At 39.8% G+C, this 24,733-nt stretch carries 25 protein-coding genes and 4 tRNA genes; 9 read left to right on the forward strand and 20 right to left on the reverse strand.

The annotated features are described in order from the left end of the window. Positions 1–40: 40 nt before the first annotated feature. The 11 genes from ATS72_RS01800 to ATS72_RS01850 form a co-directional block, all read right to left on the reverse strand. A complete protein-coding gene (locus ATS72_RS01800) occupies positions 41–739 on the reverse strand; it encodes an electron transport complex subunit E (RefSeq protein WP_008131414.1) in 699 nt (232 codons plus the stop codon). Then, positions 736–1,377 (reverse strand): electron transport complex subunit RsxG, encoded by a 642-nt coding sequence (gene rsxG / locus ATS72_RS01805; protein WP_058428659.1) that lies wholly within the window; start codon positions 1,375–1,377, stop codon positions 736–738. The genes ATS72_RS01800 and rsxG overlap by 4 nt, the downstream gene beginning before the upstream one ends. After that, positions 1,374–2,432: an electron transport complex subunit RsxD gene (gene rsxD, locus ATS72_RS01810; RefSeq protein WP_058428660.1), complete on the reverse strand. Its 1,059-nt coding sequence runs from the start codon at positions 2,430–2,432 to the stop codon at positions 1,374–1,376. The genes rsxG and rsxD overlap by 4 nt, the downstream gene beginning before the upstream one ends. Beyond that, positions 2,429–4,870 (reverse strand): electron transport complex subunit RsxC, encoded by a 2,442-nt coding sequence (gene rsxC / locus ATS72_RS01815; RefSeq protein WP_058428661.1) that lies wholly within the window; start codon positions 4,868–4,870, stop codon positions 2,429–2,431. Before rsxC ends, rsxD begins: the two co-directional genes overlap by 4 nt. Before the next feature lie 8 nt (positions 4,871–4,878). Then, positions 4,879–5,433 (reverse strand): electron transport complex subunit RsxB, encoded by a 555-nt coding sequence (rsxB, locus tag ATS72_RS01820; protein WP_006794774.1) that lies wholly within the window; start codon positions 5,431–5,433, stop codon positions 4,879–4,881. 1 nt (position 5,434) lies between these two features. Further along, positions 5,435–6,016 (reverse strand): electron transport complex subunit RsxA, encoded by a 582-nt coding sequence (gene rsxA, locus ATS72_RS01825; protein ID WP_008134172.1) that lies wholly within the window; start codon positions 6,014–6,016, stop codon positions 5,435–5,437. Between the two features lie 270 nt (positions 6,017–6,286). Beyond that, the gene (locus ATS72_RS01830) at positions 6,287–8,230 is read right to left on the reverse strand and encodes an EAL domain-containing protein (RefSeq protein WP_058428662.1); all 1,944 of its coding nucleotides are present in this window, start codon (positions 8,228–8,230) and stop codon (positions 6,287–6,289) included. Positions 8,231–8,381: 151 nt separating this feature from the next. Continuing rightward, positions 8,382–8,458: transfer RNA gene (locus tag ATS72_RS01835), tRNA-Asn, on the reverse strand. 24 nt (positions 8,459–8,482) lie between these two features. Then, positions 8,483–8,559 (reverse strand) — tRNA-Asn (locus ATS72_RS01840). 21 nt (positions 8,560–8,580) lie between these two features. Next, positions 8,581–8,657 (reverse strand) — tRNA-Asn (locus ATS72_RS01845). Between the two features lie 21 nt (positions 8,658–8,678). Then, positions 8,679–8,755, reverse strand: a tRNA-Asn gene (locus tag ATS72_RS01850). A gap of 1,053 nt (positions 8,756–9,808) precedes the next feature. Between ATS72_RS01850 and ATS72_RS01855 the strand changes: the two genes are divergently transcribed. From ATS72_RS01855 to ATS72_RS01875, 5 genes are all read left to right on the forward strand, one after another. Beyond that, a complete protein-coding gene (locus ATS72_RS01855; protein WP_039036698.1) occupies positions 9,809–11,188 on the forward strand; it encodes an MATE family efflux transporter in 1,380 nt (459 codons plus the stop codon). After that, the gene (uvrB, locus tag ATS72_RS01860) at positions 11,185–13,179 is read left to right on the forward strand and encodes an excinuclease ABC subunit UvrB (protein WP_058428663.1); all 1,995 of its coding nucleotides are present in this window, start codon (positions 11,185–11,187) and stop codon (positions 13,177–13,179) included. The genes ATS72_RS01855 and uvrB overlap by 4 nt, the downstream gene beginning before the upstream one ends. A 3-nt stretch (positions 13,180–13,182) precedes the next feature. After that, positions 13,183–14,121: a class I SAM-dependent methyltransferase gene (locus ATS72_RS01865; protein WP_058428664.1), complete on the forward strand. Its 939-nt coding sequence runs from the start codon at positions 13,183–13,185 to the stop codon at positions 14,119–14,121. Then, a complete protein-coding gene (locus ATS72_RS01870; RefSeq protein WP_058428665.1) occupies positions 14,122–14,802 on the forward strand; it encodes a tRNA (adenine(22)-N(1))-methyltransferase TrmK in 681 nt (226 codons plus the stop codon). It abuts the gene before it with no gap. A 103-nt stretch (positions 14,803–14,905) separates the two neighbouring features. Further along, positions 14,906–15,931 carry a hypothetical protein gene (locus ATS72_RS01875; RefSeq protein WP_058428666.1) on the forward strand — a complete coding sequence of 342 codons (1,026 nt, stop codon included), beginning with the start codon at positions 14,906–14,908 and terminating at the stop codon, positions 15,929–15,931. 34 nt (positions 15,932–15,965) lie between these two features. Here ATS72_RS01875 and ATS72_RS01880 read toward each other — a convergent pair whose 3' ends face one another. Then, the gene (locus tag ATS72_RS01880; protein ID WP_008129811.1) at positions 15,966–16,208 is read right to left on the reverse strand and encodes a hypothetical protein; all 243 of its coding nucleotides are present in this window, start codon (positions 16,206–16,208) and stop codon (positions 15,966–15,968) included. Between the two features lie 256 nt (positions 16,209–16,464). Here ATS72_RS01880 and ATS72_RS01885 point away from each other — a divergent pair, with 256 nt between their 5' ends. After that, on the forward strand, positions 16,465–16,914 hold the full coding sequence (locus tag ATS72_RS01885; protein WP_006792319.1) for a methyltransferase family protein: 450 nt from the start codon (positions 16,465–16,467) through the stop codon (positions 16,912–16,914). Positions 16,915–16,996: 82 nt separating this feature from the next. On the opposite strand, the gene queC is transcribed toward ATS72_RS01885, so the two are convergent. Further along, positions 16,997–17,653: a 7-cyano-7-deazaguanine synthase QueC gene (queC, locus tag ATS72_RS01890; RefSeq protein ID WP_006792320.1), complete on the reverse strand. Its 657-nt coding sequence runs from the start codon at positions 17,651–17,653 to the stop codon at positions 16,997–16,999. A 144-nt stretch (positions 17,654–17,797) separates the two neighbouring features. On the opposite strand from queC, the gene queE reads away from it, so the two are divergent. Further along, a complete protein-coding gene (gene queE, locus ATS72_RS01895) occupies positions 17,798–18,463 on the forward strand; it encodes a 7-carboxy-7-deazaguanine synthase QueE (RefSeq protein WP_008129807.1) in 666 nt (221 codons plus the stop codon). A 193-nt stretch (positions 18,464–18,656) separates the two neighbouring features. Here the strand turns inward: queE and ATS72_RS01900 are convergent, their stop codons facing one another. The 5 genes from ATS72_RS01900 to ATS72_RS01920 all read right to left on the reverse strand — a co-directional run bounded on the left by ATS72_RS01900 (position 18,657) and on the right by ATS72_RS01920 (position 20,890). After that, positions 18,657–18,914, reverse strand: coding sequence for a hypothetical protein (locus ATS72_RS01900; protein WP_008129805.1), 258 nt, complete (start codon positions 18,912–18,914; stop codon positions 18,657–18,659). A gap of 104 nt (positions 18,915–19,018) precedes the next feature. Continuing rightward, complete coding sequence (locus tag ATS72_RS01905) at positions 19,019–19,372, reverse strand: 2OG-Fe(II) oxygenase (RefSeq protein WP_010557543.1); 354 nt, start codon at positions 19,370–19,372, stop codon at positions 19,019–19,021. Positions 19,373–19,458: 86 nt separating this feature from the next. Next, positions 19,459–19,677, reverse strand: coding sequence for a DUF6500 family protein (locus tag ATS72_RS01910; RefSeq protein WP_058428667.1), 219 nt, complete (start codon positions 19,675–19,677; stop codon positions 19,459–19,461). 190 nt (positions 19,678–19,867) lie between these two features. Then, positions 19,868–20,347 carry a thioredoxin-dependent thiol peroxidase gene (bcp, locus tag ATS72_RS01915; RefSeq protein ID WP_058428668.1) on the reverse strand — a complete coding sequence of 160 codons (480 nt, stop codon included), beginning with the start codon at positions 20,345–20,347 and terminating at the stop codon, positions 19,868–19,870. Between the two features lie 9 nt (positions 20,348–20,356). Further along, the gene (locus ATS72_RS01920) at positions 20,357–20,890 is read right to left on the reverse strand and encodes a glycine cleavage system protein R (protein WP_008129801.1); all 534 of its coding nucleotides are present in this window, start codon (positions 20,888–20,890) and stop codon (positions 20,357–20,359) included. A gap of 357 nt (positions 20,891–21,247) precedes the next feature. Here ATS72_RS01920 and bamC point away from each other — a divergent pair, with 357 nt between their 5' ends. Then, a complete protein-coding gene (bamC, locus tag ATS72_RS01930; protein WP_006792326.1) occupies positions 21,248–22,306 on the forward strand; it encodes an outer membrane protein assembly factor BamC in 1,059 nt (352 codons plus the stop codon). 65 nt (positions 22,307–22,371) lie between these two features. Further along, on the forward strand, positions 22,372–23,742 hold the full coding sequence (locus ATS72_RS01935; RefSeq protein ID WP_058428669.1) for a YjiH family protein: 1,371 nt from the start codon (positions 22,372–22,374) through the stop codon (positions 23,740–23,742). A 31-nt stretch (positions 23,743–23,773) separates the two neighbouring features. Here ATS72_RS01935 and ATS72_RS01940 read toward each other — a convergent pair whose 3' ends face one another. Together ATS72_RS01940 and ATS72_RS01945 are read right to left on the reverse strand one after the other, a co-directional pair. Continuing rightward, positions 23,774–23,920, reverse strand: coding sequence for a DUF2897 family protein (locus tag ATS72_RS01940; RefSeq protein ID WP_006792328.1), 147 nt, complete (start codon positions 23,918–23,920; stop codon positions 23,774–23,776). A 76-nt stretch (positions 23,921–23,996) separates the two neighbouring features. Beyond that, a complete protein-coding gene (locus ATS72_RS01945) occupies positions 23,997–24,527 on the reverse strand; it encodes an acyloxyacyl hydrolase (RefSeq protein WP_058428670.1) in 531 nt (176 codons plus the stop codon). Between the last annotated feature and the right edge of the window lie 206 nt (positions 24,528–24,733).

Consider the following 24,733-nt stretch of genomic DNA (forward strand, 5'->3'; position numbering starts at 1 on the left):
TAACTTAAACGTACTTACTTAAAAAGCAGTACGTTTCCCCTTAAGTTAAACTGGTAACACGTGCACGAGGGCCTTTTTCGGCTTCTGGCGGTGCAATTTGTTTTGATTTTATTTGTGCATCAATCACATTTTTAGCGGCTATGAGTAACCCAAGCCCTAAAAATGCGCCAGGTGGTAAAATAGCAAGCAAAAACTGATTGTCAAAGCTAAACACTTCAATGCGTAAACTTTGTGCCCACGGACCCAGTAATAAATCGGCACTGTCGAATAACGTACCTTGGCCAATGAGTTCTCGCATTGCACCCAGTACAACGAGTACAAGCATAAATCCAAGTCCCATCATTAATCCGTCAAAGGCAGATAAATGAATTGGATTTTTTGAGGCGTACGCTTCGGCGCGGCCTATAATTGCGCAGTTAGTTACAATTAGTGGAATAAATATGCCCAGCGATTGATAAAGTCCAAATGTGTAGGCGTTCATCAGTAATTGAACAATGGTTACAAACCCAGCAATGATCATTACAAAAACGGGAATACGTATATCTTTTGGTACCCAGTTTCGTACAATAGATACGCTTACATTTGATCCAATTAATACCAAAAGTGTTGCAAGGCCCAAGCCCAGTGCGTTTGTAACAGTCGATGTCACAGCAAGCAGCGGACAAAGCCCTAAAAGTTGAACAAGAGCAGGGTTGTTTACCCACATCCCTTCTTTGTACAGTGTTTTTAACTCACTCATTGGGTTACCTCTTCACACTGGCTACTTGGGGCTGTAAAAATAGTATCAAACTCATTTTGCGCAAATAATACGGCGTTTTTAACTGAATTTACAACTGCACGAGGCGTAATTGTTGCCCCAGTGAACTGATCAAATTGGCCGCCATCCTTTTTCACAGCCCAGCGGTTATCGTCTTCACTGTGCACAGTTAAGCCTTTGAATGTGGTGATCCATGATGACTTTTTAATTTCTATTTTGTCGCCTAACCCTGGTGTTTCTTCGTGTTTAGTGGTTCGCACACCCGCTACAGTTCCTTCGCGTAATATGGCGGTTAAAAGCTTTATATCGCCACTGTAACCGTTTGGTGTTACGTGCCTAACAACAAGGGCGACTGGTTGGTTATTTTTTCGTGCACGGTAGATAACTTGCGAATTATATGGTCCTAGTCGTTCATCTTTAATAACGATACAGTCTTTCGACAAGTCATTGTCGTAGGTGTTAGGGTCAAGTACTTCGTGCAATTGTGATGTTAAGTATAGTTGCTCTTGCTCTGCAATTTTATCCGCCGTTAATGCATCAATAGTTGCCACTAGCCCAGTAGTTACAAGGGCAAACGCAGTTAAAATAGCGCCGTTTTTTGCCATAGATGAAACAATCATTTTACTGCTCCATGACCATAAGTACGTGGCTGTGTGTAGTAGTCAATAAGTGGTACTGCAATATTTAGCAATAGTACTGCAAAGGCAACCGCATCAGGAAAACCACCAAAGGTACGAATTAAATAAACAAATAACCCAATTAGTGCGCCGTAAATCAAGCGACCTTTATTTGTGGTTGAGGCCGACACTGGGTCGGTTGCAATAAAAAATGCGCCCATCATAGTTGCGCCACTTAGCAAGTGAAATACAGTACCCGGCTCTGTGCCCGGTGCCGCTATATAACCAATAGCACTGCATAATGCTAAGCTACCAATAAAACTAACAGGAATATGCCAGTTAATTACTTTTTCTTTTAGTAAATACAACCCGCCAGCTAAAAAACCAAGGTTAACCCACATCCAACCTTGGCCTGCCCATTCGTTAAAAATAGGCTTTTGCATGCTTTCGCTCACTGTTAAACCATGAGCTACATCTGTTTTAATAGTGTCTAGTGGCGTTGCCATTGTAGTGCCATCAATACCTGCACGTACTTGATCTAAGCTATAACCAGTAGAGGTAAAGTCCGTAAAAATAAGGCGTAATTGTTCTGTAAAGCCAATAGGGTTACTAGCTAGATCTGTAACAGGTAACCACGCAGTCATTTGCACAGGGAACGATACCAGTAGCAAAACATAGGCTGCCATAGCGGGGTTAAATAGGTTAAAACCTAAGCCACCATAAAGCTGCTTTACAATAACTATGGAAAATAAACTACCAATTATAACAATCCACCACGGTGCAAATGGTGGGATGCTCAAGGCAAGTAACACAGCGGTTAACCATGCACTGCTATCACTTAATGCAGGCCAAACAGGGCGCTTACGTATTAGCATTACTGCTGCTTCAAAAGCTGTGACAGCCACAAAAGCAAGGGCGAGTTGAATAAGTACACCTGTACCAAAAAAGAAAACTTGAGCAATGAGCCCAGGAATACATGCAGCAATAACGGTTAGCATTAATCGTGTTAGCGATTTATGGCTATGATTATGCGGCGAACTGGCCATGGTTAATTTCATGACTGATCATTTCCTTCTTTTTGTAACTTTTTGGCTTTGGCGCGAGCAATAGCGGCGGCCACTGCAGCTTTTTTCTTTTCGGCGGCGGTTTGTTCTGGGGTAGCTTCACTTGGCGTTTCAGGCTCAGTTATCGCCACTTGATCAGTATCTTCATCGCTTTGTGTTTGCTGCGCCTCTTTTGCCGCTTTTTTAGCTTTAGCACGGGCAATCGCAGCCGTTACAGCCGCTTTTTTGTTCTCTGCTGGTGAGTCTGCTTCTGAGCTTTCAGATTTAACATTGTCTGCTTGTTCTACAGTGTTGTTCGATTCGTCCAATTGTTCTATTTTATCAGCTTCTTTAGCGGCTTTTTTAGCTTTAGCACGAGAAATTGCAGCGGCTACAGCCGCTTTTTTATCATCAGTAGATGCTGTTGTATCGGCATCACCTATATTAGCTTGAGCACCTTGTGCTTGCGCTGCCTTTTTAGCTTTAGCACGTGCAATTGCGGCGGCTACGGCCGCTTTTTTGTCATCATTAGGCGCTGCTGTATCGGCATCATCTGTATTTGCTTGAGCCCCTTGTGCTTGCGCTGCCTTTTTAGCTTTAGCGCGTGCAATTGCGGCGGCTACAGCCGCTTTTTTATCATCAGTAGGCGCTGCTGTATCGGCATCATCTGTATTTGCTTGAGCCCCTTGTGCTTGTGCTGCCTTTTTAGCTTTAGCACGAGCAATTGCGGCAGCGACTGCGGATTTTTTGTCGTCAGGGGTTGTAGCGTCTTCAGAAAGCTCTTTTTGCTCTTTATATTTACGAGCTTGCTCTTTGCGCAGTGCACGCTCTTTAGCTACTTCACTATTATCTGGCTCAATCTCAGTATTTTGGCCTTCAAGTTTTTTGGCTTTTGCGCGAGCTATTGCAGCAGCAACGGCTGACTTTTCATTCCCATCGTTCGATTTGTTTTTAACACGGGCAAGGGCATCCGCTACTTTTTGCTTTTCATCATCAGACTTAGCTGGTGCCTTGCGCTTATGACGATTTTTACGCTCTTCTTGTTCACGCTCTAAACGCTCCTTGCGCGCATCAAAGCGTTCTTTTGCTCTATCTGCTTTTATTTTTTCAGCTTGTTGTTCTTTTATTTCAACTTTAGCCACTCGGTAATATTGCACAAGTGGGATTTCGCTTGGGCACACATACGCACAGGCACCACATTCAATACAATCAAACAGGTTATGTTCTTGGAGTTTGTCGTACTCTTTAGATTTTGCAAACCACTGTAATTGTTGCGGTAGTAACGAAGCCGGGCACGCGTCTGCACACGCACTACAGCGTATACAGGCTTTTTCAGGTCCTGGCTCTGCAAGCTCTTTATGATCAGGGGCTAAAATACAGTTAGTTGTTTTAATTACACCAATCCGTACGGTGGGCAATGTAAAGCCCATCATTGGGCCACCCATTACAACACGTTGTTGTGGTACTGGCGAAAACCCTTGGCAGTCGAGCAGGTGTTTGATTTCTGTACCTAATAAAGCCCATACATTACCTGGTTTGTGTATAGTGTTACCCGTTACTGTAACCACTCGCTCTATAAGAGGTTTCCCTTCGTAAACAGCTTGTTGTACGGCATAAAGGGTACCTGTATTGTGCATGAGTACACCAATATCAGCAGGAATTCCCATGCTGGGTACTTCACGATTAGTCAGCAGTTTTATTAGCTGTTTTTCGCCACCTGAGGGATAAACTGTTGGCACGGTTTGAACAATAATTTTGTTGTTATGTTCAGCCGCTTTAGTCATTGCAGCAATAGCTTCTGGCTTATTGTCTTCTATGCCCACAATACAAATTGTTGGGTCTAAAAGTTGCTGCATTAATTCAATGCCTTGGATAATTTCAGCAGCGTGCTCACGCATTAGTGTGTCGTCAGCGGTTATATAGGGTTCACATTCCACAGCATTGACAATAAAGAAGTCTATTTTTTGCTTTGTATCGGCCTTGATATAAGTTGGAAAACCAGCGCCACCCATGCCACTGATACCCGCTTGATGAATTATATCAACTAACTCAGTATGGCTTAGTGTTTTTGGCTCACTTATTGGGTTAAGTGTGCACCATTCGTCTTTTCCATCAGGCTCAATAACAACACTTAGCTCTGGCAGTGCAGACGGGTGAGCCGAGGGCTTTGGCGCTATTTCTGTAATAACACCCGAACTAGGAGCATGTACTGGTACAGACCAGTTAGCAACGGGTTTAGTTAGGGCTTGACCTTTAAGTACGCGTTGGCCTTTTTCTACAAGTAATTTACCATTAGCGCCAATGTGTTGTTTTAGCGCAACTACAAGTTTGTCAGGTAGTGGAAGGCGAGCAATATTTGCACCGTTAGAAAGTGATTTTTGCTGTGGAGGATGCACGCCACCAGGAAATTGCCAAACAGTACCTTTTTGTATTTGTTCAAGTAACTTTTCCACTCAAACCTCTAATCTATTTGTGTAACAGGAATAGCATCTAACTGCCATTTCCAGTTTTGTTTTGTTTCAGCAACCGGTAGCATATCAATACAATCTACAGGGCAGGGCTCAACGCATAAATCACAACCTGTGCATTCGTCTATTAAAACAGTATGCATTTGGCGAGTAGCACCTACAATGGCATCTACAGGGCAGGCTTGAATACATTTGGTACAGCCAATACATTCGTCTTCGCGTATGTATGCAACGGTTTTAATTGGCTCGGCTTGCTCTCCACCGGCAAGGGGTTTCTCATCAACGCCCATCAGGCCAGCAAGCTTTTTCATGGTGGCTTCACCACCAGGCGGGCACTTATTAATTTCATCCCCATTGGCAATTGCTTCTGCATAGGGGCGACAGCCTGGGTAACCACATTGACCACATTGCGTTTGCGGTAAAATGGTATCGATTTGTTCAACAATGGGGTTACTTTCTACGCGAAAGCGTATTGCAGCAAAGCCTAAAATTAACCCAAAAACCAGCGCGAGTGAGCCAAGCGCAATTAAGGCATAAAACAAGGTCATATTAAAATTTCACTAATCCGGTAAAACCCATAAACGCCATAGACATAAGGCCGGCGGTTATCATAGCAATAGAGGCACCTTTAAAAGGTGTTGGAACATCAGCAGCAGCAAGGCGTTCGCGCAGCGCTGCAAATAGTACGAGCACTAATGAAAAGCCAACCGCAGCACCAAAACCATACACTGCTGATTGTAAAAACGAGTGGTCTTCTTTTATATTAAGTAAAGCAACACCTAGTACTGCACAGTTTGTAGTGATAAGTGGTAAAAATATACCCAATAAACGGTAGAGTGTAGGGCTTGTTTTACGTACCACCATTTCTGTAAATTGCACTACAACGGCAATAACTAAAATAAAGCTCATGGTGCGTAAAAATTCTATATCCAAAGGGATTAAAATATACTGATTAACCAAGTAACTAGTTACTGAAGCAAGCGTAAGTACAAAGGTGGTAGCTAAAGACATGCCGATTGCTGTATCAAGTTTTCCTGATACACCCATAAACGGACATAAGCCTAAAAATTGTACTAACACAAAGTTATTAACTAGAACGGTTCCAATCAATAACAATACATATTCAGTCATGCGAGCCTCGCGCTTTTAAAGTCCCGTGTATTATCCTTTTTTCTGCTCTGATTAACAACATGTGCAGTGATTATCATTTAAATAAACATTATTAAATTAACTAACAGTAATAATGATGTAATAGACCTATGAGTTAGACATACTTTTTTCTTTAACATGATGACTTTAATCATACTAATTTGAGGGGGGCAGTGATCACCGTAGCGCTAAATAAAGGGGAAGGGCACAAACAAAAAAAGAGCAACGAGTGCTCTTTTTTAAAATAGGGGGTTAAATATCTTTCGGCTTTTCGATGTAGTAGCCTTGAACGCCATCTAAGCACAAGGTTTCTATTATGTGTTTTTCTTCTTGGCTCTCTACACCTTCGGCAAATACACTCACGCCAATCCTGTGTGCTAGATCTACCATTAGACGCATAAAGTATTGATTATTTTTATCGTCTTCTAAACCGCGAGTGTAACTGGCATCCATTTTTATAAAATCGGGTTTTAAATCACGGAAAAACTTGAATGATGTTAAACCGACACCAAATCGCTCAACGGTAATACGTGCACCTACTCGGTGAATCATATCAATAAAGCGTTTACTGGCTTTAATATTTTGTTGTAAACCAAACTCACTTACTTCGAAAACGAGTTTAGATGCGATATGGGTATCTTTTAATAGGCGACGCTCTAGCCAAATTACAAACTGATCGTTATGTGCACTTGAGGCCGTTACATTTAAGCCAAAGAATTTCTCGGATAAGTTACGGCTTTTCACTTTTTCAAGCGATGAGTCAATAATAAGGCGGTCAATTTCTATTGCCATATCGAGTTTTTCAGCCATGGCTAAAAACGATGCAGTAGGGAGCATTTGGTTATCTTCGGTTTTAAACCTAACCTGTATCTCGGCGTATGCCTTAATGCTTTTACCCAAAGGCATAATATTTTGCATTACTAAATGCACGCGCTTTGATTCAATAACTTCGTTTATTACTTTACGCCAGTTTTGGTTACCAAAGCCTGCGCTTACATTGTTAACTAAATCGGTTTCGCGTTGTACGTGCCATGCATTAGTTTGCTTAGACTGAGCCATACTCATCGCGTTATCAACCACCGAAAGCAGCTCGCCTAATGGTTTACCTTTTTCGTAACCCACAATGCCGGTATTAGCCACAGAGCTTAATTCTTGGTTTTGTTGATATTGAGTAAAGCGGGACTGTAAGTTTTCACCAAAGCGCTCAGCTTCTTTAAGCGGTGTATGCGGTAAAATAACAGCAAAGTCAGAGCTGTTTAGTCTAAACAATTGGCTGCCAGTATAAGTGCCGCTCAAGTGTTTAATTATATCAGCAACACCCCTTACGTACTCGTCACCTTTTTGGTAGCCACGGCTTTGATTAATTGCTTGTAACTCACTACAGCGCACCATAGCTAACGAGCCAAACGTACTTTGCTCGCAGTTCTCGATATGCTTTTCATAATACTCAACAAACATATTTCGGTTACCTAAAGAAGTGATAACGTCTTTATAGGCTTCTTGTTTAATGCTCATTGCTGCATTTTGTATATCTTGACTTTTAGACTTTAAAAAGTGCGATAACCGGTTAAAGCTTGGAACTAAATCTTTCCCTAGCTTTTTGAGACTAGAACCATCGAGTGCAGTTTGTAGATCGTCATCAATTTGGTTTTGGTTAATATATATATCAATGATATCAGATACTGTAGTGCTGATATTTTTGTTCAGCTGGTAAAAAATTGACTTAAGTAAGATGATAGGAATGATCACCAACACCGCTGATATAAGTATTACTATGAAGAGGGCCGTTTGTAGCTGCGAAGCTAGTTGTTGAATGTTGAGCGTAAATTCTACTTTTACATCTGCTGCATCGTTGACAGCAAATTGGGGGCGTATAGAGTTAAATTGAGACTGAATAAACTCGGCGAATGCTGGCAACTCTTCAGACGAATTAACACTGAAAACTTCCGCGCCTTGATAATCTCTAAGCGTGAAGTTTGAAAAGGTATTGCCGTTTGCAATTGATTTTTTTAAATTTTCTGCAGAAATATCGTCTATAGACAGCTCATTTATATACTTACTAACGGTTACTTGAGCACTTTTTTGTGCTTCGCTCACTGCGTTATCAAAGCCCACTGAAATGAAGTAGCTCCCTGCTGCAACACACAATAACCAAGATATTATTTGTATTAAAATAAGTTTTTTAAATCCAGCCATTTTTTCAATCTTTTTGATATTACAGAGGAAAGGAATCAAGTCCTTGATTATTTAACTAAATGCAACATTTATTAGTTTTTTTTCAATGTTTTAGTTCTAGAGTAGAAGGGTAGTGGAAATAGTAGTAAATGTCTATGGAATTGTTGAGAATTGGCTCCCCCTCCCCGACTCGAACGGGGGACCTGCGGATTAACAGTCCGTCGCTCTAACCAACTGAGCTAAGGGGGAACTAAATTTTGACTTTTATGATATTGGCTCCCCCTCCCCGACTCGAACGGGGGACCTGCGGATTAACAGTCCGTCGCTCTAACCAACTGAGCTAAGGGGGAACTACATCATATACATAAACTTGGCTCCCCCTCCCCGACTCGAACGGGGGACCTGCGGATTAACAGTCCGTCGCTCTAACCAACTGAGCTAAGGGGGAATCGTTTATGGTTAAAAAGCTTGGCTCCCCCTCCCCGACTCGAACGGGGGACCTGCGGATTAACAGTCCGTCGCTCTAACCAACTGAGCTAAGGGGGAAGCGTCTTGCCTTTCAACGGGGCGAAATATTAATGACCGCGCTGCAAAGTGTCAACATATAAAAGTCATAAATTAAAAAAAGAGGTTTATTCGTTGTTTTTATGTGCAATCTGCGTGTTTTATAGCTTTATTTGAAACCATTTATTGGCCTTTCAATAAAACCATCAGTGGTAAACTAGCGCTAAGTGATCGTTTGCTATAGCCAATTGAGTAAATAAAATACGACTTTGAAATGATTTGGTCTGTGTAAAACACAAAATTTAAAAGTACTGACTCTTCGTTTTAGCTATTTATACTCAAAAACCTGACGTTAGGGTATTTTTAATCCTAAGTAATAAAATCTAAAGCGTATGCTTTTTAAACATTTGTAATTTTAGCACCTAACCATATACGCAAGTAAAAGCAAAGGTGCTCATAAATAATATAATCAATAACTTGCAATTATAAATGCTGAAAACAGGTTAGCTTAATAATCAAATTGCAAATAAAATTTACTAACCTGATGAAATAGGTTTGCAAAGGTTATAAAACACTTAAAAAGCAAATCTCATCACTTTTTAAGTTAGTAGTAAAAATGTATCTCTCTTAAACCCTTTATAAATGCGGGGTCCAATGAGTTATCCACGGTTTCTGTGGATAACTCTGTTTATGAAACTTTAAGAACATCAGCAGCACCAGTAATTTAGAGTGCTACAACGATTTCAAGCTTTTAAATCATTATTTTTATTTCCTTTAAAAACAATGGTTTAAAGTTTTTGTTTTATTGTGTGTGATACGATGAGTGGAATTTTTCGTTACGATAAATCAAAAAGGAGATTTGTGCAAAAAAGCATCAGGTAACGCGTGTGTTTTGTAATAAAAGTAACAATTATGTGTCTTAATTGTTTTTTGACGCGTTAAGCCGCTGTTTTAACAAAACCGTTTAAAAAGCAATGTTTACTTCCAAGGCGCACTTTAAGCAGTTTTATTGCATTAAATCTATTGATAAATCCGTGGCTTGAATTGCCCTGATGCTTTAAAATAATCAACTCAGTAAAAGAGGCTATTTATTTCATGCGCGTAACACAAAATACCAAGACTCGCCCAGATTTACTAAACGATCCCATCTTGCCCACGTTGAAAACCATGACTGTTCCAATGATTTTTGGCATGATCATGTTAATGATGTTTAATATTGTTGATACCTTTTTTATTAGCTTGTTAGGTACTGAGCCCCTTGCGGCAGTGAGCTTTACATTCCCTGTTACATTTACCGTAATTAGTTTGGCTATAGGGTTAGGAATAGGTACTTCAGCTGTCATTGCAAAAGCATTAGGCAGTAACAAAATAGATGAAGCCCGGTTTGATGCCAGCATCTCTATAATGGTGGCTGTTGTATTGGTGCTTGCGTTATCGCTTATTGGTTATCTACTTATTGACCCTGTATTTACATTATTGGGGGCAGGACAGCAGGTGCTTCCGTTAATTCATGACTACATGAATATTTGGTTTATTGGCAGTGTATTTTTGATCACACCAATGATTGGTAACTCCGTATTACGTGCCAGTGGCGATACTAAAACGCCAAGTATTGTAATGGGAGGGGCTGGGCTAATAAATGCATTACTTGACCCAATGCTGATATTTGGTTTTGGCCCTATACCTGCTATGGGTATTCAAGGAGCTGCGATTGCAAGTGTAATAGCTTGGGCTGTAGCTGTTGTGATTATTTTATATATATTAACTGTAAAAAAGCGACTACTTAGCTTAAAAGCGGGCTCACAAACGGTTGTGGGGGCAATCCGAAAAATCTTAAAAATAGGTGTACCTGCTGCAGGTGCTAATATGCTCACGCCTGTTGCAATGGCAGTTATGACTGCACTTGTTGCTAATCATGGCCCTGAGGCTGTTGCTGCGTTTGGTGTTGGTAGCAGAATAGAGTCTATTGCAAGTATTTTAGTGCTTGCCTTATCAATGACACTCCCTCCATTTGTTAGTCAAAATTTTGGGGCTGGAAAGTTATGTAGAGTGAAAGATGCATACATAGGTACCTTGAAGTTCGTCATGGTTTGGCAGTTCATAATTTATATTTTACTGATTATTTTTTCTGGCGTTATAAGTCAGTTATTTGGTAAAGAGCAAGCGGTAATAGATGTAATTAAACTTTTTATTTATATCATTCCACTTAGTTATGGCCTGCAAGGTGTGATCATATTATCGAACTCATCGTTTAATGCTTTGCATAAACCAATGAACGCGCTGTTTTTAAGTATTATTCGGTTGTTTGTTTTCTATGTTCCGTTTGCTTATTTAGGTAGTCATTTTGCAGGGTTAACGGGATTATTTATAGGTGCTGCTGTCGGTAATTTATTTACCGCATTGGTAGCGTATAAATGGTTTATAAAAGAGCTTGAGTCTTTGAGCAGTCAGTCGTTACAGGAGTGCAATAGTTGAGTGATCATTTTCAGTTAAAATCACAGTTTAAACCAGCAGGGGATCAACCCACCGCAATAAAGCAGTTGTGCGAAGGTTTAGAGGCCGGGCTTGCTCATCAAACATTGTTAGGGGCTACAGGTACGGGTAAAACCTTTACCATGGCTAATATTATTAGCGACTTAAATCGCCCAACAATTATTATGGCCCACAATAAAACGTTGGCTGCGCAGCTTTATGGTGAAATGAAAGAGTTTTTTCCTAAAAATGCCGTTGAATATTTTGTTTCTTATTACGACTATTACCAACCAGAGGCCTATGTTGTATCGAGCGATACGTTTATCGAAAAAGATGCTTCAATAAATGAGCACATAGAACAAATGCGTTTAAGTGCTACTAAAGCACTTCTTGAACGCCGCGATACCATTATTGTTGCATCGGTTTCGGCTATTTATGGTTTGGGTGACCCTCAGTCATACATGAAAATGATGTTGCTTTTAAAAGTAGGCGAAAAAGTTGACCAGCGTGACATGCTTCGCCGCTTAGCCGAAATACAATATACCCGTAACGACATAGAGTTTAGCCGTGGTACTTACCGAGTTCGCGGCGAAGTGGTCGACATATTCCCGGCAGAGTCAGAAACATATGCAGTGCGGGTAGAAATGTTTGACGACGAAATAGAGCGCTTGAGTATTTTTGATCCGCTGACAGGCGCTGTTGAAAAACATATTGTGCGTGCCACTATTTACCCTAAAACGCACTATGTAACTCCGCGAGAAAAAATTCTTGGCGCAATCGAAAATATTAAAATAGAACTAAAAGATAGAAGAGCTCAATTACTCAGTGCCAATAAATTGGTAGAAGAGCAGCGTATTGCGCAGCGCACTCAGTACGATATAGAAATGATGACCGAATTGGGTTATTGCTCAGGAATAGAAAACTACAGTCGATATTTATCGGGGCGAACTCCTGGCGATCCGCCACCAACATTGCTTGATTACCTGCCTGATGACGCATTAATGATTATTGATGAATCCCATGTAACGGTGTCGCAAATTGGCGCTATGTATAAAGGCGACAGAAGCCGTAAAGAAAACCTTGTAGAATATGGTTTTAGAATGCCCTCAGCCATGGATAATCGCCCACTTAGGTTTGAAGAGTTTGAAGCCATTGCTCCGCAAACCATTTATGTATCGGCAACGCCTGGCGACTTTGAAATGGAGCGCAGTGGCGGGGAAGTTGCAGAGCAAATTATTCGTCCAACAGGGCTTTTAGACCCGCTTATAGAAGTAAGGCCTGTTGGCGACCAAGTTGATGATTTATTATCAGAAATATACCAATGTGTTGAAAAAGGTGAGCGCGTATTAGTGACTACGCTTACTAAACGTATGTCTGAAGATTTAACTGACTACTTAAGTGAACACGGCGTAAAAGTACGTTATTTGCATTCAGACATAGATACTGTAGAGCGCGTAGAGATAATTCGTGATTTACGCGCAGGGGTGTTTGACGTGCTAGTAGGCATTAACTTACTAAGAGAAGGTTTAGATATGCCGGAAGTGGCACTGGTTGCCATACTGGATGCCGACAAAGAAGGTTTTTTACGTTCAACGCGCTCGCTTATTCAAACTATTGGTCGTGCCGCGCGTCACTTAGATGGCCGTGCTATTTTATATGGCGATAAAGTGACTAAATCTATGGCAAAAGCGATAGATGAAACAAGCCGCAGGCGCGAAATTCAACATCAATACAATATAGATAACGGCATAGAGCCACGTGCTTTAGCCAAAAAGATTCTTGATGTGATGGATGTAGGCGAAGAAGCTGGACCTAAAGATAACCTACAACTTATTCGTAAAGAGTCTAAAAAGGTGCTCAGCGCGAAAGAAATTACAACGCAAATCAAGCAGCTTGAAACTAAAATGCACGCGTATGCGAGTAATTTAGAATTTGAAAAGGCGGGCACTGTGCGCGACGAAATACACGAACTACAACAACAGTTGATTAATTAAAAAATGACTATAAATTTTACGCCTCTTATCACGGCACTTGAGAGTGCCCCTATTTTAAATAACGAACTGTGTCGTGTTTTTCACGGGCGAGGCCATAGTATTGAGGCATTAAGCCACTTAAATTTAGATTTTTACCCGCCCAGCTTATTTTTAGTCTCTTACGATGAAATAGACGACAACACGCTTAATCAGCTAACCGAAACACTTTGGCAATGGGCGCAAGCGCATTACCCAGAGTTAATTACCTCGCTTGTTTATCAGCAGCGCGCGGGTGTACAAAGCCAAAATACCGTTATGTTTGGAGCGCTTCCTAACCCGCATACAGTAACCGAAAACGGAATTCGCTTTTTAGTTGATTTGCAAAGCCGCCAAAATACCGGGATTTTTCCAGATATGCGAAATGGCCGTGAGTTTGTAATGGCCAATAGTAAGCATGGAAAAGTACTTAATTTATTTTCGTACACGTGCGGCTTTTCGTTAGCAGCAATGCAAGGCGGCGCTGATCACGTAATGAATATGGATATGAGCAAAGGAGTACTTAAAGTAGGTAAGCAAAACCATCAGTTAAATGGCTTTGATAAAGGCGTGAGTTATTTACCTCACGATATTTTAAAGTCGTTTGGTAAATTAAAAAAAGCGGCTCCGTTTGATCTGATTATTGTTGACCCACCAAGTTTTCAAAAAGGCAGCTTTATTTTAACTAAAGATTACCAAAAAGTGCTTCGTAGGCTCCCTGAGTTACTTAATCAAACAACTAAATTGCTCTTATGCGCCAATAGCCCCGAGCTAACTGAGGATGCATTTAAAGCACTTATTGCTGAGCACACACAAGGTGCGATTGAATTTGTAGAGCGCCTTGCACCTACCGCACGCTTTATTGAAATAGACAGTGATAAAAGTTTAAAAGCGCTTGTCTATAAAATGTCACATTCGCCTGATTAAATGAAGCTCAGTAAACGACTGGCTGCAATTGATGCGCTGATCACTCGCCAGCAAAACACTATTTGGGATTGCTGCTGCGATCATGGCTATTTGGGAATGGCTTTGTTAAAGCGCTCAGCTGCGGATAAGGTCATATTTGTTGATATTTTATCCAATGTCATGGCCGACCTTGAGGCAACGCTTACACGTAACAAAAAATTAAGGACGCCTGGTGATAAAAAGCCTGAATGGCAGGTCTTGTGTCAGGACGTTGGAAGTATAAAGCTTGATGATGTAACAAATCAGGTAGTGGTTATAGCGGGTATAGGTGGTGAACTAGCGCTGCGTTTAGTACAGCAAATAATAGCTAACAACTCGCTAGAGTCTGTAAAGCATGTGCGATTTATTTTATGCCCAATTCACCACACCTATTTATTGCGCAGTGGTTTACACAAGCTTAATTTGGGTTTACATAGTGAGCACATTGTAAGCGATAAAAACCGTATATACGAACTCATAGAGGTTAGCTTTAAAAGCAACCAAACGGTAAGTAAAACAGGTGATGCCATGTGGGACTTAAATAATAAACAGCATACGGCCTACATTCAACGACTGTTAAATCATTATAATAAAATGCTCAATAAAGATGAGCTTTATTATCAAAAAGTTATAAGCGACTATCAAAGTCTATACGATAGTTAAAAAAGCCCAATTTTGTCGGGCGGCTGTGATCTAATTACATAACAAAACACGTAATGTAAGCACAGTTAATATCTTGCCCAGTGCGAGTTTATTTGGTTTATTTATGTCAGATAAAAATAGTCACCTAAATACGTTACTTAGTAACGACAAAAAATGGCAACATAGCTACGAGCAGCCAATTCCCTATGCGCCGCTTGTGCAATTAGCTAATAATAATTGGGTCGTTCCACAGCATTTTTTACGTTACAAGCATACACTTGAAAGTGTAAATGAAGTGCTCGAAAGCATAGAGTTTTCGGCGCACTTTAGAGTTCTTGCTGCACAAAAAGGCGATGAAATATACCTACAAGTTGCAGTACTAAGCCCTGACAACTACAAAAAAAGTGGCCATCAAAATGCCGATAAAGCAAAAAAATTGCTATTTGGTAGACGCTGGATAGTAGAAGAAAACTTACCTACTTCAGAACTTATTCAAACTGCTTTTTTAGCTTTAAAAGTAGCGCGTGAGCACGAAGTTAGAGAGTTGTTTCAGTTAAAACAAAATGGTGCAATTAGCACACCATTTAATAATCATCACGACTTACCTGTCATGGCTCAAAACCCTGAACTAGTCATACAAGCTCGGCATAATGATGACATTAATGATTTAATCAGCCGTATTGTTTTTGCTGACTCGACTGTTGAGCTTACCAGCCATCAAGTTATAAACGAGCAGCAACACTTGTATACAGTAAAGCTTCATTGCGACAACGCTCAGCTTAATGAATTTAATAACAAAACAATTGCGTTTTTAGCTACGGGTTCGTCTACTAACCACTTTTTACATGGTTTTATTACAGCCTTAGTTAATACTAGCAACGACTACGTAAATGAGCAGTTTAAGTATCAAGGTTTTGCCCGCTTTAGTAAAAGTGTGGCGGTAGAAAGTATTGGTAAGTTAAGCATTGCAATGCGCTCACCAAATACAGTTGATTTGTGCTCAATGGGTAAGCAAGAAGCTAATCAATTAAACTTTGAAATAGACAGCGGGCGAGCACCTCAGGGATGTGGACAAGCTATAGGTGGGTTTCTAGCAGCCCATGGAATAGAGCAACCAGAAAATGCCCATTTATACCCAAACTACCTTTAAGGGTCTTAGTGAACAAGTAAGCGTTTAACAACGCTTACAGTTTGTTTATTTCTTGCTTAACGTTAAAGCTTGAGTCGGTCACAATGGCTTCGAGTGTTTGTACACGTTCTTTTAGTGCAACCACTTCTGCTTTTGTTTCAGCAAGTTGTTTATGAGCATCGCTATTGTTGTTTTGCATTTTATGTTTAAACTCTAAATGCTTTTTATACATATCGTAAACCACACCCGAACCCACAGATATAAGCACGATAAGTACAATCATCGTAGTACCAGACATAACTATATTCCTTTTATATTTTTATTTTTAAAGTATACGCTTTCTTCAATTTAGATAAAGCTGACAATTGTAACTTTATTTGTAAAGGGCGATGATTTGAAATCAATCAATTAACACTGTGGCTATATACATGTAAATCAGTGCTTTTTGTCTGGTGTTCATACTTTATACAGTAACAGGGTTGTTTAATGTCAAATCAATCGCCATATAGTTACTAACACACTATTTTATAAACTAATTTTATCAGAGAGTTATTATGCTAAATAATAAAATACCTCCCGTTATAGTTGTTCTATTTTTTGCAGGCATTATGGCGCTTATAGCGCATTACAGTGTTATTGACTTTACTGTATTTGTTGCCTACTTGGCGGCAAGTTTAGTTATTATTGGTTGTGCAAGCTGTGTTGCGGGTGTTGTGAGCTTTAAGCTAGCCAAAACCACAGTAAACCCCAATAAACCAGAACAGGCATCAAAATTAGTTACCAGCGGTATTTACCGAATTTCACGTAATCCCATGTATTTAGGATTTGCATTTATTTTAGCTGGGTGGGGTGTGTGGTTAAGCTCTGTTTGGGCAATGTTAGGTGTTATTGGGTTTATTGGCTATTTAACGTTGTTTCAAATAATGCCAGAAGAACGTGCGCTTACTAAATTATTTGGTGATGAATTTACTATCTATAAAGCTCGCGTAAGGCGCTGGCTATAGAGTCTGAAATGCCGTGTAATTAATTTACTATGCAATAAAAAAGGCTATGTAACATAGCCTTTCTCTTTTATTTATGTGTTGCTTATTCGTATTCTAACGGATCTGTAATATTGTTTAGTGCAAATGCTTCTAAACGTTCTTGGCACGCACCACACTTACCACAGGCCTTTTCACGGCCGTTGTAACATGTCCATGTTTGGCTGTAATCTAAACCCATTTTAATACCGTCAGTTAAAATATCAATTTTGGTGTTATTAAGATATGGGCTAAAAATCTCTACTGCATCGTAGTTTGCAATACGACATACATCATCCATTTTTTGCACAAATTCAGGACGGCAATCGGGGTAAATAGCATGATCCCCAGAATGAGCACCGTAATAAACTTGGCTTGCTTTAAGTGATACTGCGTAACCAACTGCAAGCGAGAGCAAAATCATATTACGATTTGGCACAATCGTGCTCTTCATGCTCTCTTCTTCGTAATGGCCTTCTGGTACATCAATGTTATCGGTTAATGATGAGCCACCAATAAGCTGATTAATAGCTGAAATATCAACTATTTTGTGTGGAACATTAAGCTTTTCACATACTTGCGCAGCAACTTTAAGCTCTTTTACATGACGCTGACCATAGTCAAATGAGAGGGCATATACATCATGGCCTTGTTGCAGGGCTTTATTTAATACGGTGAACGAGTCCATACCGCCGGAATAAATAACAACTACTTTTTGCGTCATATCTGTTTTGCTCTTAGTTTTAATAGAGGTTTATATCAGGGCGCGATATACTACACGGCCGCGGCTTAAATAACAATTTTTGCTCAGCGCTTTTTCGTCTTTAATAGTAGCAATGTTGCTGCTAGGTAGTAAGTGAGATCTCTTTTGTACAAAATTAATGAAGTGTTTGAAACCATTCAAGGTGAAGCAAGCTTTACTGGCACACCCTCAATATTTTTACGCCTGCAAGGTTGCCCTGTAGGGTGTTCGTGGTGCGACACAAAACAAACATGGGATGTAGACAACGTATACAAAGTGTCTCTTGACGAAACCGTAGAGAAAAAAGCCGACTCAGATCATTGGGCCGATGCCAGCGCCGAGCAAGTACTTGAGCTGTTTAAATCACGTGGCTATACCGCAAAGCATGTTGTAATTACCGGCGGCGAGCCATGCATGTTCGATTTAAACCCAGTATGTAACTTATTACATGCACAAGGCTTTACTACACAAATAGAAACCAGCGGCACGTTTGAAATACTTGCCCCGGAGCAAACATGGGTTACCGTTTCGCCTAAAATAAACATGCGCGGCGGTTATGAAGTACTTACCAGCGCCATGAAGCGTGCAAACGAGATAAAGCACCCAGTAGCGATGCAAAAGCACGTAGAAGAGCTTGAAGCGCTGTTTGCCAAAACAGGTGTTAATCCTAAACTTGTTTACTTGCAGCCAATAAGCCAAAAGGTATCTGCAACCAAATTAGCAATCGACACCTGTATAGCCAAAAACTGGCGCCTATCAATACAAGTACACAAGTATTTAGGAATTAGTTAAAGCGCAAAGGCGGCTTTAAGTGGTTAGCTGTAAGCGATAAGCTGCTCTGCGTTAAGTTATACTCTGTAGATAAAAGGTTGGGTTGAGTGAAACGAAACCCAACACCACAACTCCATTACTCACTCTGTATATAAACCACCACACCAGCTTATTTAAACACGTAGGTCGGATAAGCAAAGCGCCTCCGACAATGTTAGTTAATTTCTTCCCCGCAGTGATAGCACTTATTTGTTGGAAGGCGATAGCCTTTAGCCGATTGCATTACTTGGTTTTTCTTACACTTTGGGCAGAAGTAATTAATAACATTAACAATTAGTACGATTGCAAAAATAAAACCGCCAATATAAAACGGGTTTGCATAAAACTGATTACTTGCCGGCGAAAACTGAAACCCAATAATACATGTGATTAAAGCCACTAAATACGCTTTAAATCTAACTGCCTTTTTCAAATTTAAATCCTTATATTTTGTTTTTTATGCTCAATATATCAATAGACTATACCGTGAAAGATGGTGAGTACTAGATTAAAGTGCACTTTAAGGGGAGTTTTTGACTAAGTATTTTTTATCCAGCCAATACTTAGTATATATCGGTTACCTTTTTCTACCTTTGATACTTGGTGCCTGCTGATATCAGGGCGAAATAACTTGATCCTTTCTGTTTCAAATATGAGGCTAGAGCAAATAAACTCTCCGCCTATATCCGCTTTTTTTAACACAATATTTAGTCTGTAATGTTGACCATCCTTAACAAGATCAGTGTGCGGTGGTATTTCACTTCCTTTTGGGAACTTTAATAAATACACATCAAACTTTATGGGCCAAAATGCACCACAAAGCAGCATTTTATCATAGCCCGATTTTTGCCTGCCTCGTGACCACCGAAATAGCTTTTTTACAAAAGACATACACACTCCTTGATTTAGAGACTTTAAATCGCGCTTTTAACTGTTGCTTAAAGCATTATGCACATTGAATATGAACACTTTAGGGCTTATAAATTACTCAGCATCATCTGTTTTATTTTATGAGCTTTAACGAAGTGATCTAACTGATGAGTTTGAATCCACCAAGTAGCAGCTTCCATTAAAAGTTCAGGATTGTTGTTTTTATTAGCAAAAAAAGCGTAGAAAGACAGACCTACATTATCACCTTTACTGGCAATTTTTTTATCACATACTTCAATGATTTTAGTTCTTAATTCTTGTCTCATATATGAGTAACCTAATAAAGCTTATTGTTGAAAACAAAAAGGAACAAACTGTAACTTTAAATTCAAAACGTGCAGTTGTTTATTTATTTTTAGAAGATGCTTTATTTAACCACGTTATTTAGTAAATAACATAAAAAAGCGCTGCTCTAGGGCAACGCTTTATGTATTTTTTTGGTCGTAGTTAGCGAGCTTATTCTGCTGCCAAATAATCAAGCACCACTTGGTGATGATCTTTGGTTTTAAACTTATCAAATAAGTGTTTAATTTTACCGTCTTGACCTATTAAAAACGTTAAGCGGTGAATACCGTCGTACTCTTTACCCATAAACTTTTTGTAGCCCCATACACCAAATGCTTCTGCAATGGCGTGATCTTCATCGGCGAGTAAATCAAAGTTAAGCTCTTTTTTAGTTTCAAAGTTTTTAAGGCGCTTAATTGGATCTGGGCTGATGCCTACAACACGGGTGTTAAATTTAGCAAGCTCAGCTTGTTGGTCGCGCAGGTTTTCTGCTTGCACGGTACAACCTGGTGTAGACGCTTTAGGGTAAAAGTACACAAGTACTTGTTGCTCTTTTAACAATTCACTTAATGTGATTGTTTCGTCGTTTTGGTTTTGTAAGCTAAAAGCGGGTGCTGTATCACCAGCTTGTAATGGACTAATTGTGTTCATGCTATTTCCTTAACGAATGCGTTTAAAAATATAATCTACGTTTAGGGTATGAGAAAGGCTCTCAAAACTAATTTTAAATTTATCTATGTCTACATCTATGGGGATATTAAATTCTACTTCACAGCGCATTTTAGTGTCAGTTTCTTCATTAAACGTATCTGACTTTAAAGAACAAATGCTGATGTGGTTATCGGCAAAAAAGCGTGTCACTTTGCTTAGCGTACCAGGGGTATCTATACCCGTGTATTCTAATGTGTAACCGGCACAAAACTCGCTAGGAGTATGGCTGGTTGTGCGTTTCATCATGGTTAACAAGCCAAGTTCCATTGCTTTGGTTGGTAACACATGTTCAATTCGGCTTATGGCCGACATATCACCCTGCAATAACATTATAAAGGTAAACTCGCAGCCTAAAATGGCAATGCGGCTGTCAATAATATTGCAGTGACAGTCGCTGACTAGTTGCGTCAGTTCACTGACAATACCAGGCCTGTCTTCGCCGATAGCAGTTAACACAATTTGATGATTTGAAAATGCAGTCATGGGTTAAAATACCTAAGTTACAAGGGTTATAACAACGCAATGGATAACACTACTAAATACACTCGAGGACTTGCTCGGCGGCGAAGTTTAACACAAAACAGTGTGTAAACTACAATGCGGGCTAATTAAGCGCGTTTAAAGTACGGTGTTTCTTGTTTTTACTAGCACAGGAAAGTACCATAGTTAAAATTTGCTTATTTGCGCTTAGTTTTTCTAAGTTGAGGTGCTGAACTTTATTGCAATTAAGCAGCCAAATAAAAATGTAAAGTTAATATTGATTTTACACTGAACCAAATCGGCATAACCCACTCATATATTTGTTAAAACAATTAAAGGGTATGCTAAGGAGAATTATCTGTGCAGTATTGGATCCCAAAAGCACTTGCAGTAAGTGTATTGGTAAGTTTATCAGGGTGTAGTGTATTTGTTAACGATGCGCATAATGAACGTAATTACCGCGCGCATGAGCCAGTAAAAGCGCCAGCGTCTTTATCTCAGCCGGCTCAAGATCCAGTTTATAAAATGGAAGTAGGTCAATATAACAATAATCCAGACGCAACCAATTATCGTCCACCAGCTCAAGTACTCACTGTAGCAAAAGGCAGCTGGGTCGAAGAGGCTGATAATCTAGCACGTGTATATTTTGATAAAAACGATGGCATTGTTGATTTAGATGACTTTATTTGGGATTCAATTAAAGCTGTTTTAGCTGAAAATAACACCGCTACTACCAAAGAAGATAAGCTACTTGGCATTATTGAAACCGATTGGTACGCAATTATTAAAACCGAAGAAAGCTGGTTGTGGGGCGATGAAAAAAACGATGACCTGCAACGTTTTAGATTTTCTATTGAAAAAAAATCGCATGAACGTACAGCCTCTTTACGTGCTGAGTTAATCGATTTTAAAGGTGATACAACACTTACAGACTTGCTTAAACAGCAATTAGAAGTGCGTGCACTTAACCAAGTTATTACTGAATTTGATTTCCGCTATCGCCAGCTTGAAGTTGATATGCGCAAGCGCCAAGGTATTATTTCTTTAGAAATGGGCTTTGACAATAAAGGTAATGCAGCGCTGGTTACTGAGCAATCTTACGATGCGGTATTTGATCGTTTTTCAGGCTTTTTAGAGCGTTTGTCGTTTACTATTGTTGAAATAAACCAAGATACAGGTTTAATTACAGCTGACTATAAAGCACCAGAAAGCAGTATGTGGGATTCGATTTGGGGCGACGATGTTGCGCAATTACCAATAGATGAAGGCCAATACCAAATTTTAGTGAGTAAAACTAAGCAAGGTGGCACAAGCTTAACCTGGATGGACGATAAAGGCGAAACGCTAGAGCCAGGTACCATGAATGGTTTACAGCAAGCACTAGAAGCAGCACTTATTAAGCGCGGCATTAAAATATAAATAATAATACGTTTTACCACAAAAAGAGCGCTTAGCTCTTTTTGTGGTTTTTATAGGTTAAAAATATGTCTCAATTATCAACTTCACCTAAGTACGATTGGCGTACTTGGTTTGCGTTCCTTGTGCCTTCGCTAATTGGTGTGTTTTTGTTTATGACGCCGGTGTCGAGCGGTGAAGCAATGACCATTCCTATTGCAATGATGGCCAAAGCCATGCAAGTATTTTTTGCAGATACAGCACAAGCCATTATTACTGCCATAATTTGTATAACGGGTGCGTTTTCACTCATTGTAAGTGTTTTTAAGCCTCAAGTGATTTGTAAAGTACCACTGTTAAACCACTTATTTAATGTTAGTTGGGTTTGGTTGCTTACGCGTTTATTTGGTACTGCATTTGTATTAATGACCTTTTTAGGCGTGGGGCCGCATGCGATCACGTCTGAAAATACAGGGGCACTCGTGTTAAACGACTTACTTCCTGTGTTGTTTTCGGTATTTATACTGGCAGGACTTTTACTTCCTTTGTTACTTAACTTTGGGTTGCTTGAGTTGGTAGGTACGTTATTAACTAAAGTAATGCGCCCGTTATTTGGCGTTCCAGGGCGAAGTGCCGTTAACTGTGTGGCATCGTGGTTAGGTGATGGCAGTGTGGGAATATTAATGACTGCGCGCCAGTACGAGGATAAATACTACACACAACGCGAAGCCGCTGTTATTGGTACTACATTTTCTGCTGTTTCAATTACGTTTTGTTTAGTGGTTATTGGCCAAGTAAAGCTTGAGTATTTATTCGCTCCGTTTTATTTAACGGTGTGCTTGGCAGGTATTACTGCCGCTATTATTGTGCCGCGCTTGCCACCGCTTAGGTTTAAAAAAGATTTACTTATTGATGGCTCAGAGCCTGACGCAAACGCAGAGCTGGTGCCTGAAGGTAAATCATTAGTGGGTCATTCTTTAGATATAGCGCTGGCCAAGGCAGATAAATCGCCGGGTGTAGTGGGGACATTAAAAGAAGGCGTACACAACGCACTTGATATGGTATTTGCTGTATTACCTGTTGTTATGGCAGTGGGTACATTTGCATTAATCATTGCAGAATACACGCCGCTATTTCAATATTTAGGTATGCCGTTTATTCCATTTTTAGAATTGTTGCAAGTGCCTGAAGCTGAGGCTGCAGCACAAACAATCATGGTTGGTTTTGCCGATATGTTTATCCCATCAATCCTTGCAGCTGGGACTATTGAGAGTGATGTAACACGCTTTATCATTGCCGCGATGAGTGTGACTCAGCTTATTTATATGTCTGAAGTGGGGGCGCTGCTGTTAGGAAGCAAAATCCCAGTAAACATTGTTGAGCTGTTTGTAATATTTATTCTCAGAACACTTATAACATTGCCGATTATTTCGTTAATGGCACATTGGCTTGTAGGTTAAGCTTATTTTTTAAATTAAAAGCCCTGATTTATCAGGGCTTTTTTGTGTCTTGTTTGTTTTTTAAGTGCGAGTCTGACTTTTTAAATTCCATATTAGCACTGTGTTTTATCAAGGCAATATTTCCTATTACAACACCAAATACCATCACCACAATGAGGATTACTTGCCATGTTTGCATTTTAATTTCTCAGTTTTTGTTTGCTTATTATTTTACGTTTTTAAATAGTAATTACCAGCAAACAAATCAGAGGGTATTAAAATCGCTTGGCAACCGATAAGGTCATAAAATCAAGGCCTGGATTGGGCTTTTGAAACCCCGCATTAGAATAATGAATAATTCGCAAAGCAATGTTTGTATCGCCTAAATCGGCAACGAGTCCAATACGATCTTCAAATTGATAATGGCTACTTAAATTTTTACCACCAAACTGTGTTTCGTCAATAAGTGAAACACCAATGCCTGCTTCAACATAAAACGGGGTGTTATTAAAACTAAACGCTGGAAACTGCAATACAGGCGATACCGCTAATACCATGTTAGATTGTGAATGGTGGTTATGCGCAAATTCCCACAGGTTTACACTGGTTTCGATATAAAAGCGGGTATCTCCAACTAAGTTTTGCATTTTTGGCATATGGTATTGATAAGCTAATTTTATTCCATTTATATTACCCGTGCCTTTAAGTACGTCGACTGCGTAGCCATGGTTTGATTGCGCTAATGCTGTGGTATTAATAAAAAGTGAGGCGATTAATAAAATAAGTATTTTAAAAAAGGATTTCATAGCTGCTCGCTGATAGTTGGTTTATCGAAAAAACAAATGATGAGGGTGGGGAGGTTATAAATTCAAGGCGAGCGAAAATGGGGATGTATACGGTGTGTTAATAGGTTTTATTAACTTATTGAAATTTAATTACTTAATCTATTGGTGCTTTTTGGGCATTAATAAGTTGCTTATTTGTGCCTTTTTTATTGCGTATTAATGACGTA

This window comes from Pseudoalteromonas sp. 13-15, assembly GCF_001468205.2.
Taxonomy (GTDB): domain Bacteria; phylum Pseudomonadota; class Gammaproteobacteria; order Enterobacterales; family Alteromonadaceae; genus Pseudoalteromonas; species Pseudoalteromonas marina.